At 48.3% G+C, this 13,056-nt stretch carries 12 protein-coding genes; 8 read left to right on the top strand and 4 right to left on the bottom strand.

Translation table 11 applies throughout. The features are described from left to right. Positions 1 to 9 precede the first annotated feature (9 nt). Positions 10 to 222 carry a helix-turn-helix transcriptional regulator gene (locus QZW47_RS21270; RefSeq protein ID WP_293130951.1) on the bottom strand — a complete coding sequence of 71 codons (213 nt, stop codon included), beginning with the start codon at positions 220 to 222 and terminating at the stop codon, positions 10 to 12. Positions 223 to 346: 124 nt separating this feature from the next. Here QZW47_RS21270 and QZW47_RS21265 point away from each other — a divergent pair, with 124 nt between their 5' ends. Continuing rightward, positions 347 to 589 (top strand): hypothetical protein, encoded by a 243-nt coding sequence (locus QZW47_RS21265; protein WP_293130948.1) that lies wholly within the window; start codon positions 347 to 349, stop codon positions 587 to 589. Between the two features lie 466 nt (positions 590 to 1,055). Then, positions 1,056 to 1,808, top strand: a complete 753-nt coding sequence (locus QZW47_RS21260) for a DUF4058 family protein (protein WP_293130945.1) — start codon at positions 1,056 to 1,058, stop codon at positions 1,806 to 1,808. A 282-nt stretch (positions 1,809 to 2,090) separates the two neighbouring features. Here the strand turns inward: QZW47_RS21260 and QZW47_RS21255 are convergent, their stop codons facing one another. From QZW47_RS21255 to QZW47_RS21245, 3 genes are all read right to left on the bottom strand, one after another. Further along, complete coding sequence (locus QZW47_RS21255; RefSeq protein WP_293130942.1) at positions 2,091 to 2,789, bottom strand: ABC transporter ATP-binding protein; 699 nt, start codon at positions 2,787 to 2,789, stop codon at positions 2,091 to 2,093. Then, positions 2,786 to 3,058 (bottom strand): hypothetical protein, encoded by a 273-nt coding sequence (locus QZW47_RS21250; RefSeq protein WP_293130939.1) that lies wholly within the window; start codon positions 3,056 to 3,058, stop codon positions 2,786 to 2,788. The genes QZW47_RS21255 and QZW47_RS21250 overlap by 4 nt, the downstream gene beginning before the upstream one ends. Before the next feature lie 169 nt (positions 3,059 to 3,227). Further along, a complete protein-coding gene (locus QZW47_RS21245; RefSeq protein ID WP_293130936.1) occupies positions 3,228 to 3,464 on the bottom strand; it encodes a hypothetical protein in 237 nt (78 codons plus the stop codon). A 16-nt stretch (positions 3,465 to 3,480) separates the two neighbouring features. On the opposite strand from QZW47_RS21245, the gene psbD reads away from it, so the two are divergent. The 6 genes from psbD to QZW47_RS21215 all read left to right on the top strand — a co-directional run bounded on the left by psbD (position 3,481) and on the right by QZW47_RS21215 (position 13,042). Then, complete coding sequence (gene psbD, locus QZW47_RS21240) at positions 3,481 to 4,539, top strand: photosystem II D2 protein (photosystem q(a) protein) (RefSeq protein WP_293127209.1); 1,059 nt, start codon at positions 3,481 to 3,483, stop codon at positions 4,537 to 4,539. 769 nt (positions 4,540 to 5,308) lie between these two features. Then, on the top strand, positions 5,309 to 5,602 hold the full coding sequence (locus tag QZW47_RS21235) for a 4a-hydroxytetrahydrobiopterin dehydratase (RefSeq protein WP_293130933.1): 294 nt from the start codon (positions 5,309 to 5,311) through the stop codon (positions 5,600 to 5,602). A gap of 33 nt (positions 5,603 to 5,635) precedes the next feature. Then, a complete protein-coding gene (locus QZW47_RS21230) occupies positions 5,636 to 6,856 on the top strand; it encodes a transposase (protein WP_293130930.1) in 1,221 nt (406 codons plus the stop codon). 245 nt (positions 6,857 to 7,101) lie between these two features. Beyond that, the gene (locus QZW47_RS21225) at positions 7,102 to 8,748 is read left to right on the top strand and encodes an HD domain-containing phosphohydrolase (protein ID WP_293130927.1); all 1,647 of its coding nucleotides are present in this window, start codon (positions 7,102 to 7,104) and stop codon (positions 8,746 to 8,748) included. A gap of 291 nt (positions 8,749 to 9,039) precedes the next feature. Then, a complete protein-coding gene (locus tag QZW47_RS21220) occupies positions 9,040 to 11,223 on the top strand; it encodes an iron uptake porin (protein WP_293130924.1) in 2,184 nt (727 codons plus the stop codon). A gap of 1,378 nt (positions 11,224 to 12,601) precedes the next feature. Further along, on the top strand, positions 12,602 to 13,042 hold the full coding sequence (locus tag QZW47_RS21215) for an Rrf2 family transcriptional regulator (RefSeq protein ID WP_293130921.1): 441 nt from the start codon (positions 12,602 to 12,604) through the stop codon (positions 13,040 to 13,042). Positions 13,043 to 13,056: the final 14 nt, after the last annotated feature.

Here is a 13,056-nt window from a genome sequence, read left to right as displayed (position 1 = left end):
AGTGCGATCCTATTTTTCCAAAACCTCAACCAAGTCTTCCACCATCACATCGAAGACAGCAGCAAGCTTCTGCAAAGCCGTGTAGTCCACAGTTGCCAGTTTAGGAGCTTGCGCGTATTTTTTGACCGTGCTGTAGGGAATGCCCGTTCTTTCGGAAACTTCTTTCAGCGTCCAACCCTTCTCCTGGGCCATTTCTCGAACTCGTAAGCGAATTTGCCCCATTATGCTTGACACAAGCTATGCTCATAGCTTTTAATGATATACAGATAGCGATCGCCCCGTGACCTGAGAAATCTAGAGCGATCGCCTTTCCTTTACCACCCACAAAAGTGGGCAGAACAAATCTATGATACCAAAAGAACCGACTTATCGCGATCGACTTGTGCCTTGGTGCATAATTCGCCACCTCCCCAACTGTCAGCGGTTAACAGTCGCCCGTTTCAGCCGCCGCCGTGATGCCGAATCTTACCTCAATGCACTCCGTCGCTTAATGCCCACCGTCTCCCATACACTTGTTTTCGTGAATGCGCTGTCCATAACTGAAACCAGCGTGCCAATTCCGATGCAATTGTCGTCGATCGAACGTTAGGGCGATCGAACTTATATCTGGCGTTTGTTGGCACATTCCGGCATTTGTTGCGGTATTCCGGCAGGGGTTTAAACCCCTGCCTCAAAGCGAAAGTCCACTTAAGTGGACTGAAGAAATGATTCAAAAAAGTATTGAAATTGAGATTTATTGCTTTTTCAGTCGTCTTCAGACGACTTTAGCTATGAGACGGGGGTTTAAACCCCTGGCGGACTTTAAAAAAGCATTGAAATTGAGATTTATTGCTTTTTCAGTCGTCTTCAGACGACTTTAGCTATGAGACGGGGGTTTAAACCCCCGGCGGACTTTAACTATCAGAGGGGAATTTAAACCCCTGGCGGACTTTAACTATCAGAGAGGGATTTAAACTTCCCGCAGACTGCAATAAATGCCGGAAGTGCGATCGACCTAATTGTCCCCAAAAAGTCTTGTTAAACTGTAAATAGATTTTAGTCAAGGAGTGCGATCGATGCCATCTCCATTTCCTGGTATTGACCCCTATTTAGAACATCCCGAATTCTGGCCTGGAATACATCACTTGTTAATCAATCAAATTGCCAGATTTTTATCTCCCCAACTCCGTCCTAAATATTTAGTTGATGTAAAAGTAAGAACTTATGAAACTGCTGATGACGATACTCTGCTAATTAGCATTCCAGATGCAACATCAAACCCAAAAGTTACAAGACTGCCAACCCAGCCAATAAAAGTAACTGTTCCCGTGCCTTACCCAAGACGGGAAGGATATTTAGAAATTAGCGAAACAGCAACCAAAAAATTGATAACAGTGATTGAAATTCTATCACCTACGAACAAACGCGACTGTAAAGGGCGTAAAATCTACGAAGACAAGCGAGAGAAAATTTTAGGAAGCCGGACTAATTTAGTAGAAATTGATTTATTGCAGCGCGGGCAAAAAATGCCGATTATTGAAAAAAATATTGACAGCCACTATCGGATTTTAGTTTGTCGGGGAAATCGCCGCCCTTTCGCAGACTTATACGCTTTTAACCTACAAAACCCGATGCCTGCTTTTCCTTTGCCGCTGCGATCGGGCGATACTGAACCTGTAATCAACTTGCAGGAATTATTCACTGAAATTTACGACGTAGCAAGTTACGATCTCAAGATAGATTATCGCAATTGGGAAGTCATACCACCGCTGTCAGAAGCCGATACAATTTGGGCAGATGCTTGGTTGCGCGATCGACAATTGCGATGAATAATGTCGCGAATGCTTAAAAATTACACCATATTTTCAAGAATATATCTCTTGCAAAAGTCTTTTCTATCGAATTTTGGAACGGGCAAGATGCCCGTTCCACAAAAATATGTTTTTCTGTGGAACGGGCATCTTGCCCGTTCCTAACTATTTTTGCAAGAGGTGTAATAATGTCATTGCGAGCTCTTAGCGAAGCAATCGCAGAGCCCTGAGATTGCTTCGCTAAGACGCTCGCAATGACACCATATTTTAATGACACAATCTTCTAAAATTGCTCGATCGCTAAACATCCTGACTTTGCATCAACCGCTGCTTCAAACGCGCCGGATCTCCCCGATCGACAACTTGGCCTTTTTCCAACAAAAAAGCCCCATCACAATAATTCAACTCATCCAAACGATGAGTCACCCACAAAGCCGTAATTCCCCGATTTTTCACTAATCGCTGAACCGCCCCCACCAAATCCAACTGAGAATCAGGATCTAGCAAAGCCGTCGGTTCATCCAACAGCAAGATTTCGCAATGACGGGCGATCGCCCCAGCAAGAGCAATTCGCTGCTTCTGGCCCCCACTCAAAGCATAAATCGGCCTGCGCTGCAAATCCAGCAAATTCACAGCCTCCAAAGCCTCCGCCACCCTCTGGCGCACCTGAAGATGAGAAAGCTTTTCCTCAACCAAACCAAAAGCCACATCCGCACCCACAGTCGGCATCACCAACTGGTGATCCGGGTTTTGAAACACAAAACCCACACGCCCGCCCAAGTCAATTTCGCCCGATTGGGGGTGCAGCAGCCCAGCCATCAGCCTCAGCAACGTAGATTTGCCGCTACCGTTAGTACCCAAAAGCATCCAAAACTCACCCTTGGGTACATCTAGAGAGCAACCTTGCAAAACTCGATCGCCCGACGGCCAGCAAAAACCCAAATCTCGCACAGCAACCGCTGACTGGCCCATATCGGCACCCACACCCCCAGCCCTCATTCTGCCAAAGTCATCGAAACAAAACCGGGCGCCCTACCTGTAGAAGCAGTTCCCGATTTCTGAGAAATCACCACCCCAGAAATCTCGCTGCTGATGACAGCCACCTTTTTCTCAGGATTTTTCTCGCAAGTGAGTTCCAAAATTTGGGGTTGCGAGTTGCCCATCGCCTCTACAACCTGCTGGTAAACAGCCTCAGCGTCCTCGGCCAACTTCCGCTGCACCGAAAGCGAGACGGGCGTGTTCTTCACAATGATGTCAATGCTGAACATATAGTCTTAAAAACCTAAGTTTGGAGCTCTACCCTCAGTATATATATAGGATAGAACTTACGCATCAAGACTCAAAAAACCCAACTTTTTACAGTTGCGGCTGCCTGCAACGAAGTATTCCTCTAAAAAAAACAGCTTTTTGGGCGCCCGGTGCCTATGATTGCTCCCCCTAACTTTCCCCTGTCCGCCCCGGTTCTGGGTTGATTCTAGAACCTAGACGACTTTCGGCACCAGTCAAGATCCGGAAGTTCTTGAAGAAATGCTTGCCATTGTAAAGAATTACCCCTATAATCTTAAATACGGTAAAGAAAAGTAAACTCTGTTCATAATTAAACCCATGTTCTGTTAAGCACAGCAACCTTTGGGCAATAATGACTAGAGACAAATCCGTTGTAATTATATCCATTTGGAGATTTGCGTAAATGACAATCGCAGTCGGACGCGCCCAGACCGAAAGAGGCATCTTTGATGTCCTCGACGACTGGCTCAAACGCGATCGCTTCGTCTTCGTAGGCTGGTCTGGCATCCTGCTATTCCCCTGCGCCTACATGGCCATCGGTGGCTGGTTGACCGGCACCACCTTCGTCACATCCTGGTACACCCACGGTTTGGCAAGCTCCTACCTCGAAGGAGCCAACTTCCTCACCGTCGCCGTCTCCACCCCAGCCAACAGCCTCGGACACTCGCTGCTGTTCCTGTGGGGCCCCGAAGCACAGTGGGACTTCACCCGCTGGTTCCAACTCGGCGGCCTGTGGGCATTTGTCGCCCTCCACGGCGCTTTCGCCTTGATCGGGTTCTGCCTGCGTCAAATCGAAATCTCCCGTTTAGTCGGCATCCGCCCCTACAACGCTCTGGCATTCACCGGCCCCATCGCCGTGTTTGTGTCAGTGTTCCTGCTTTACCCCTTGGGTCAATCAGGCTGGTTCTTCGCCCCCAGTTTCGGCGTCGCAGCAATTTTCCGCTTCCTGCTCTTCCTGCAAGGCTTCCACAACTGGACGCTTAACCCCTTCCACATGATGGGCGTTGCAGGCATCCTGGGCGGCGCGCTGCTGTGCGCTATCCACGGTGCTACCGTAGAAAACACCTTGTTTGAAGATGGCGAAGGCTCAAACACCTTCCGCGCCTTCAACCCAACTCAGTCTGAAGAAACCTACTCAATGGTGACAGCTAACCGCTTCTGGAGCCAAATCTTCGGAATTGCGTTCTCCAACAAGCGTTGGTTGCACTTCTTCATGCTGTTCGTACCCGTCACAGGCTTGTGGATGAGCTCTATTGGCATCGTCGGTTTAGCATTAAACCTGCGCGCCTACGACTTCGTATCACAAGAATTGCGCGCTGCTGAAGATCCTGAGTTTGAAACGTTCTACACTAAGAACATTCTGCTTAACGAAGGCATTCGTGCTTGGATGGCTCCGACCGACCAACCCCACGAAAACTTCATCTTCCCTGAAGAAGTTCTACCTCGCGGTAACGCTCTCTAATCAGTGCGAAGTATCAAAAATTGCAACATTTTGAAAGGGTAAGATAAATTAGTTTAGGCTTTACCCTCAATGTTTAAAAAGCTCCTGCCGCTTGGTAGGAGCTTTTTTGATTTCAGTAATCCGATCGCACATTTCCCCCTTTATACCCGCCCCACAGAGAAAGCAATCTGCTCAAAAGCTCGTTAGCGAAGCCCTCGAAGAGGATCGCCCGCTGGCTGTAGAGATCGATACAATATTTGGTACACATCTTGCAAAAATATTAATTTGCATCCCCCCACTTCTAATTCCTTGTGTTATTCTAATGATTGTGATTACTGGAATGATACTCAGAACGCAGGTTCTTTCGGTTACGCTGGCAAAAGCTAGCGCACAAATCCTCACACCAGATCTTGTATTTGGGTGAGGTGCGTTCACATATTAAGCCATTTAGCTAATCCTGGAGGTGATGCCCATGATAGAAAGTAGTAAATGCATGGGTCATCAGATTGGAAACTACCGGCTGTGCGCCGGGGCCGCTCACTAGCAGTCAGCCGTCGTTTCCAACTGGAAACGAATTCCATCGGGAACCAGGCTCAGCTAGGGATTCTCCCGGCAGTCAGGTTCTAATCTGAAGACCCGCTAGACCGCTCTCACCTCAAATAGTGTTAAATCTTAAGTATTAAAACTTGAGCCTCAACACTATTGGTGAGAGCGGATAGTTTTTGGTCGGATTTTTTACAGGTTGGCTGTTAATCTCCCAAAAAGCTTATCCCAAAATAAAAAAAAAATTATGGCAGATCTACTTAACGATACTGAAATTCAAGAGCGCGCCAGTCAATTATCGGGCTGGACGGTGCAAGGTCGGCAACTGCGGTGTACCCGTTTATTTAAAGATTTTATCGGCGCGATCGCCTTTGTGAATAAGTTAGTCGCCCCCTCAGAAGCCGCAGGACATCACCCCGACATAGAAATCTCCTATAACAAAGTAACAGTTAACTTGACCGAAGAAATGGGTCACAAGCCCCGCCGTCCCACGGCGGCTTTTCGATATCCAAATCACTCATCGAGGATTCTGAATAAATGATGATTGGTTTATTCAGTCTGCTATAGTACGTCTATGCTGAACTACAACTTCGAGTACAAACTCATTCCCACACCTGAGCAAGCCGAAACTATCGACCTGTGGCTAGAAATTTGCCGCAAGGTCTATAACTTCGCGCTGGCCCAGCGAAAAGATTGGGTTAATTCTCGCAAGTGCAGCATCAATGCCTGTAGCATCAATAGGGAATATATTCTTCCTGCTGATGCTCCCCGTCCAACCTTCGCGAGTCAGTGCAAATCATTGGCGGCGGCAAAGAAATCAATTTTGGAACTGAAGCAACCTCATACTCATGTTTTGCAGCAAGTGTTGCGACAACTCGAAGCCGCATTTGTGGCAATGTGGGAACGGGGTCATGGATTCCCTCGGTTCAAGAAACGGATGCGGTCGTTCCTATTTCCCCAACTCAATTTAGAGGTCTTGCGTCCATGGGATGGAGACAATGACGTGAACCTGCCTAAGATCGGCTGGGTGAAGCTGCGTCTGTCCAGACCGATTCCAGACGGATTTGAGGTGAAACAGATTCGCGTTGTGAAGCGAGCGTCAGGCTACTATGCCATTCTCACTTTGCAATGTGATGTCACCATTCCTCTGCCTCCCATTGCAGGGCATTCAGTGGGGATTGATTTAGGACTGATTTCGTTTTTAGCAACGTCTGATGGTGAGTTAATTGCTAGACCCAAATTCTTTGTTGATGGGCAACGCAAGCTGAAATCGCTGCAACGCAAACTGAAACGCAAGAAGAAAGGGTCTAACGCATGGCGGAAATTACAACATCGCATTGCAAGACATCACGAAACCCTCTCAAATACTCGCAAAGACTTCCATTTCAAAACAGCACATCATCTTTGTGATGGAGCAGATTCTATCTTTGCTGAGGATCTAAACCTGAAAGCCATGTCTGCCGGGATGCTGAGCAAGCACACTTTAGACGCTGGATTTGGGCAGTTCCTTAACATCTTGGGGCATCTCTGCTTCAAGCGAGGCAAGCATTTCAGCAAGGTCGATGCAAATGGAACGAGTCAAACTTGCCCGAATTGCCAAACGCATACGGGCAAGAAAGAGCTTTCTGAGCGGGTGCATGAATGCCCGGAATGTGGGTATAAGACAGACCGAGATGTTGCTGCTGCCCAGGTGGTGATGCAACGTGGATATACAGCGGTGGGGCACATCGCGGTGAATTTTGGTGAGGGTAAAGTCATTGGACTCCCGTTGAGCCAAGAATCCCCTCGCCTTTAGGCAGGGGAGTTGTCAAAACTCACGATGCCGGAGGGTTAACTGAGAAAGACCTGGCGCTAGCCCAAGAGATTTCTGCGCTAAATTAGAAGAGTTCTCATTTTCCGAGCCGCCACTGCATCTAGCGACAGTCCCAAGAGCAGAAAGCTCGCTCAAAAGAAAATATCGACTCTGGGTTAAAATCGGGTGTGAGAAAGTCGAGATGCAACAAGTCCAATGTATTAAAGGCTATTCGCCATCCTCCGACCATGATCGTATTTGAAAGGCCAGAGTTCTTGAACGAATCTGCTCAAAGAACAGAGCTAATAGAAAAGCTTTTGGATATTGGCGCGGCGCTCTCTAGCGCCCCCGATTTGGGCGGCTTGTTAAACTTGATTTTATCCAAAAGCCGGGAAATCACCTACAGCGATGCGGGCAGCGTTTATTTAGTAGATCACAGCGACGAGAAATCTAAGTTGCTGTTCAAGGTAGCCCAAAACGGTTCTAAACCCAGACTGTCGTTTAAGGAGTTTGCCCTGCCGCTGACAGACAAAAGCTTGGCGGGATACGTGGCAGTTACAGGTCAAAGTTTGAACCTGTCTGATGCCTATGACTTGCCCCCCGGCGTACCCTACCAGCTAGATACGAGTTTTGACAGGGATATTAATTACCGCACTTGCTCGGTAATGGTGTTGCCGATGCAAAACCGACAGGGCGAGACAATCGGCGTACTGCAACTGATCAACCGCAAAAAAAAGGCAGATGAGGTGCTGACGGCAGAGAATGCCTGGGAATCGACGCAGCAGTATTCCGAGTGGGAAGAAAGGATCGTTCGATCGCTCGCTTCTCAAGCAGCAATCTCGATCGAGCGCAATCAACTTCAAGAAAGCATAGAACACTTGTTCGAGGGCTTCGTCAAAGCAAGCGTGCAAGTCATAGAAGCCCGAGATCCATGTACCTTCGGCCATTCAGAACGAGTCGCAGCCCTGACAGTACGCCTGTCAGAAGAAGTAAACGCCGTCAGCAGTGGATGGCTGCGCTCTATTTACTTTAACAACCGTCAAATTCAAGAAATTCGCTACGCCGCCCTGCTGCACGATTTTGGCAAAATCGGAGTACCAGAAGCAGTTTTGACCAAGCAGAAAAAGCTCTACCCCTCACAGCTAGAAATCATTCGCCACCGTTTCGCCCTAGCTCAGCGGACGCTGGAAATGGAATGCGTCCAGTCTAAATATAAATATTTGCTAGAGCATTCAGCTTACCGAAAACACCCAGACTCTGGCCCCGAGTGCGCTAAGTGCCAGGAAATAGAACAGCTAGACACGTCGCTAGCAGAGGCAAAAACCAGATTGGCAGAATATTGGGAAGTCCTGCTAGAGGCCAACGAACCTCACATTTTGGCAGAAGAACCCCTAGCTCAACTGCTAGAACTTTCTCGGCAAACTTACAGAGATATAGACGGGGCAATTAAACCCCTGCTGAGTCCAGACGAAATCGTGCAATTGATGGTGTCGAGGGGCAACCTGACGCCGGCAGAACGATCGGCGATCGAATCCCACGTCACTCACACTTACGAATTTCTCAGCCAAATTCCGTGGACAAAGGATCTAAAAAATGTTCCCCAAATAGCCTACGGACACCATGAAAAACTCGATGGGACAGGCTATCCGCGAGGTTTAACACAGACAGAAATCCCCATTCAAGCGCAATTAATGACGATCGCCGATATTTATGACGCCCTAACAGCGGGCGATCGCCCCTACAAACGAGCTTTGCGAACAGATGCAGCAATGAAAATTTTGCGGCAAGAAGCAGCTCACAACAAAATCAACGCCGATTTATTGGAACTATTCGACCGTCGCCGAGTCTTTAGCGTCCTAGGACACGGTTTGGATGCAAAAGTCGAATCAGCCTAGACGATTCGGACGTGCTGTGCTAAAAAGTAAATAGGCTATCGAGCGCCTAATGTGTCAGTAGTCCAATCAATCCAAAGTCCAAGTATGGCAAGGTTTTGAGGCCGTTGAGTACGTAGTAAAAAACACGTATCCGACAGCAGCCGATCGCATCCATACACTCAGTTAGTTCCCAAGAATCAAAAGAAAAAGTGAATTTTAGGTGTCTTTTTAAAGTATGCTGGTTTAGCAACTACTGACCACATAGAAGACTCGAAAAGTTTCTCTGTAATCGGTGTGAGGATGAGAGTGAATATGTCGAAATTTTTGTGGAGTTACCTACTAATCAGCCCAGCAGTCTTAGGAGCTACCCTAGTAGTTTCTTCGAGCGCGATGGCAGCAGACGCTCAGCAAGCTGCTGATGCGCTCAAGCCTCAAGCTGCCAAAGCTGAAACGGCCCAAACCTCCGAAGCCAAAGTCAATGCTGTAGCTGCTGCGGACGAAACAACCGCAGCATCAGAGCCAGTCCAAGAAATTTCCCAAGCAGCAGGCGACAAAACAGAGCCAGCCATCGCAGCTTCGGGCTTTGCCGCAACACAAAGCCCGATCGCAGCAGCCAACATAGCCCCCGCAGCGGCAAATCCCGCAGCAGTATCACAACCTGCAAGCGAATATGAAGCAGCAGTTGAGCCAACAGTCGCTCAACCAGTAGAAAATTCAGCCCCAGCAGCTACCGCTGTCCCAGAGATATTGGGCGCAGCTCAATTAGAAACAACTGCCCCGACAGCGGCAGATCAGGCACAACAAATTGTGCCCAAACAGGCTGAATCTCTAGCTCAAACAGCCGCCCCAGCAGCTCCCACAAACCCAGCCGCCACATTAGAACAGCTCAACCAGTACAGCAGCGAAGGTACTGCCGGCGGCGAAACTCAAGGTCAAGTTACCTCAGTATCTCAACTTTCCGACGTGCGGCCCACAGACTGGGCATTCCAAGCACTGCAATCCCTAGTCGAGCGCTACGGCTGTATTGCCGGGTATCCCGACGGCACCTTCCGCGGCAACCGAGCAATGACCCGCTACGAATTCGCCGCCGGTTTAAATGCTTGTTTAGACAAAGTTAACGAGCTAATTAAAGCAGGTACGACCAACTTAGCGACCAAAGATGACTTGGCAGCCCTCCAACGGCTCCAAGAAGAATTTGCAGCGGAACTGGCAACCCTGCGGGGTCGCGTCGATGCTCTGGAAGCTCGGACATCCGAACTTGAAGCCAACCAATTCTCAACTACTACCAAGCTGACTGGGGAAGCAATTTTTGCCCTCAGCGACGACTTTGGTGGTAAGGATGGCTTGTTGGGGAGAGACAACTCCAGAATCGGCAGAGGTAACAATCAAGCCGTCTTCCAACAGCGGGTTCGTCTGAATTTAAATACGAGCTTTACCGGCAGAGATTTGTTGCTGACAAGGCTTCAAGTAGGCAACGGTCAAAGATTTAACCTTGGGGCTACCAGCGAAGGTACTCAAACTTGGAATGTAGTCGGCAGAACCGACAACGTTGTTGCCTTGGACACCTTGCTGTACAAGTTTCCCATGAGTCGGAACCTAAACGTTACCCTGGCAGCTAACGCTGTCGTTTGGGACGACATTATTCCGACTGTAAACCCTTACTTTGAAGACTTTGACGGCGGCAACGGCTCCCTGAGTGCCTTCGGACAGCGCAACCCAATTTATCGCTTGGGTGGCGGCGCGGGTATCGGCTTTGACTATGCCTTCGGTGGCAGGGGCTTGCTGGGCGGCGTGTTCGGCCCGACTTCTCTATCCTTCGGCTATCTGGCCTCAAATGCAGCCAGTCCTGCCAGGGGTGGAGGCTTGTTCAACGGCGGCTACACAGCCATGGGTCAGTTGACTTTTACTCCCGCACGCAACTTACAATTTGCTGTCAACTACAACCACGGTTACTTTAACCGAGGTAACTTCGGGTTTGACAACGGTTTGGGGAACGGGCCTGGCAACCTAGGCGGTTTCACCGGTACGGGCGTGGCTAATTCCCTGAACGGCTTGAGCGAAGGTTTTGGCGGCGCCAACGGCTTCCGCGCTCGCAAAGTAGTCAGCAACTCCTACGGCGCTCAGGCTTCCTTGCGCCTGAGCCCGAGATTTATCGTTGGCGGCTGGGCTGGTTTAACTAATGCTCGCATTCTCGGTATCGGCGATGCCAGAATTTGGAACTACGCTGCTACCTTGGCTTTGCCTGATTTAGGAAAAGAAGGCAACTTGCTCGGTTTTGTGGTAGGTCGCGAGCCTTACTTGAATAAACTTGATGCTCCGAGCGGTTTGCGCAGCTTCCGCAATGATACTTCGTGGCACATTGAAGGTTTCTACAAGTACCAGCTTACGGACAACATCTCTCTGACTCCGGGCGTCGTTTGGATTACGAACCCGAATCAAGACCGCCATAATGACGACATCATTATTGGTACTCTGAGAACTACTTTTACGTTCTAAGAGCAGGTTAGACCGGGCAGGGCGGGTGATACCCTCTCTGCTGACAACTTTAGCCAATGTTAGCCCTGCCTCATGCAGGGCTTTTTTGTGCGGGGTAGGAATTCTCAGTTTCTGTATTTTGTGAAACTCGATTAAGTTCAGTGGAAAACCGGAGTATAATAAAGAGTTAGGAGTTATCATTGTTAACTCAACATGGAGGATAATTTTTAATGCCTGACTTGGGAACCCTACTCGTTGGCTCCAATTACTTTGGTAAACTTGTCTAAATCTATTGGCTGCAACTACTTGAGGCGGAAATTCTGACCCAGGCATTTGAATTAATTGGAGTATCCCAGTATGTTTGCCCTCAAACCATCGTTGCCCAAATTAAATCAAAGAACAGCGACCTTGATGGCTCACCGCGCTGATTTAAACGAGTTTTGTTGAAGGTGGCGCATCGCCTTCGGAGTCAAAAGCGATCGATAAAATCAAGAAAATTTTGACCCATCGCGTCAAGAAACAACTCTGATTTACAAACTTGAATGAATTGTCTGCCAGGGTCTATCAAAATCATTTGATTGATTTAAAAGATGGGTTATGCAGATATCGTTCTAGGAAATGTAGCAGTCAAAACGCCAACTTACACGCATAAAAGTCGCCCGCACCCACGAAGATATTGTGTTTGTAAAGACTTCTTGAACCACCTAAAACTATGTAGGAAAGACATTCAACAGTCCTGGACACACTCCGACAAAGAAACGGGGTTTTTTCCCAAACTTGGGAATCACAACGCGTCTGCTCGTAAAAACCGGGTTTCTGACCCCGTGCGTCCAAGACTATTCAAAATTGTTAAGATTGAAGGCTCGAATGTGTTGGGGATGATGTTTTATAACCGTAAACTTGCAAGCGCACTTGCAGAGCTGGGATTTTATAAATTTTGCCCTAAACTTGATTGTCAATCAATACAGTTGCATTCGGAAAGTTAGGCAGTCAAAACAATCTGAAAAAAATATACGGAGATTGTTTCGTTCCGGGCGCGCGACTATCCCTAAACCAAGCAGATTCAAGTTGAATTGCAAAATCTATGGAAGATAAGAGTGCTAGTTAATCAATGATTTCCCAGTGCTAAAAATTCATGGAACTGCTGTCAAAAACAAGATATGCTACTTAATGTCAGAATTGACGATCGCCCAGCAGGGCGTTAGGTAGAGGCTCGATGACTCCATGCCACTATTGCTATTTTAAACTGGGAACCCCCGACAGCCAGAGGGATAGCTTACCGATATTGGGATAGCCAACTGCTGGCGTAGCCCTGTGGGTGAACATCAATTAGCTCTCTTCCTTCCTTTGAGTAACTTTTAGCAAGCAGTTGAGAATTAGGGTATTGTAAGCAAATATTATGGTAGAACTCTCCTGTAAAAGCGAATACGCAATCTTAGCTTTGCTGGAGCTCGCCGATGGCTACGAGGAAGGCGAACCCCTGCAAATTCGCCAGATAGCGGCTCAGCAAAATATTCCCGATCGATATTTAGAACAGTTGCTGGCTACCATGAGACGCTGCGGGTTGATTCGCAGCCAGCGAGGAGCTAAGGGCGGTTACCTGCTGGCGCGGGAACCATGGAAAATCACGCTGCTAGACATTCTCAACTGTCTCGAAGGCTCAGAGTTCGATCGCTCCCAAAAAGACTCGCCTGCTCAAACTCTAGAAAGTGCGGTGATTTGGGAAGTTTGGCAAGAAGCGCGATCGACTGCTAACTCAGTGTTGCAAAAATATACGCTACAGGATCTGCGCGAAAAACGCAATGGCAGGCGGCAGCTCGATATTATGTATTACATCTAGTTAGTATCGGCAAC

Origin of the sequence: Microcoleus sp. bin38.metabat.b11b12b14.051, from assembly GCF_013299165.1 — a bacterium.
Classification (GTDB): domain Bacteria; phylum Cyanobacteriota; class Cyanobacteriia; order Cyanobacteriales; family Microcoleaceae; genus Microcoleus.
This window is presented reverse-complemented; position numbering and strand designations above follow the sequence as displayed.

Bases quoted from the DNA above. Each gene is read 5' to 3' on its own strand.
- QZW47_RS21270 (WP_293130951.1), bottom strand. From the start codon at position 222: ATGGGGCAAATTCGCTTACGAGTTCGAGAAATGGCCCAGGAGAAGGGT.
- QZW47_RS21265 (WP_293130948.1), top strand. From the start codon at position 347: ATGATACCAAAAGAACCGACTTATCGCGATCGACTTGTGCCTTGGTGC.
- QZW47_RS21260 (WP_293130945.1), top strand. From the start codon at position 1,056: ATGCCATCTCCATTTCCTGGTATTGACCCCTATTTAGAACATCCCGAA.
- QZW47_RS21255 (WP_293130942.1), bottom strand. From the start codon at position 2,789: ATGAGGGCTGGGGGTGTGGGTGCCGATATGGGCCAGTCAGCGGTTGCT.
- QZW47_RS21250 (WP_293130939.1), bottom strand. From the start codon at position 3,058: ATGTTCAGCATTGACATCATTGTGAAGAACACGCCCGTCTCGCTTTCG.
- QZW47_RS21245 (WP_293130936.1), bottom strand. From the start codon at position 3,464: ATGGATATAATTACAACGGATTTGTCTCTAGTCATTATTGCCCAAAGG.
- psbD (WP_293127209.1), top strand. From the start codon at position 3,481: ATGACAATCGCAGTCGGACGCGCCCAGACCGAAAGAGGCATCTTTGAT.
- QZW47_RS21235 (WP_293130933.1), top strand. From the start codon at position 5,309: ATGGCAGATCTACTTAACGATACTGAAATTCAAGAGCGCGCCAGTCAA.
- QZW47_RS21230 (WP_293130930.1), top strand. From the start codon at position 5,636: ATGCTGAACTACAACTTCGAGTACAAACTCATTCCCACACCTGAGCAA.
- QZW47_RS21225 (WP_293130927.1), top strand. From the start codon at position 7,102: ATGATCGTATTTGAAAGGCCAGAGTTCTTGAACGAATCTGCTCAAAGA.
- QZW47_RS21220 (WP_293130924.1), top strand. From the start codon at position 9,040: ATGTCGAAATTTTTGTGGAGTTACCTACTAATCAGCCCAGCAGTCTTA.
- QZW47_RS21215 (WP_293130921.1), top strand. From the start codon at position 12,602: ATGGTAGAACTCTCCTGTAAAAGCGAATACGCAATCTTAGCTTTGCTG.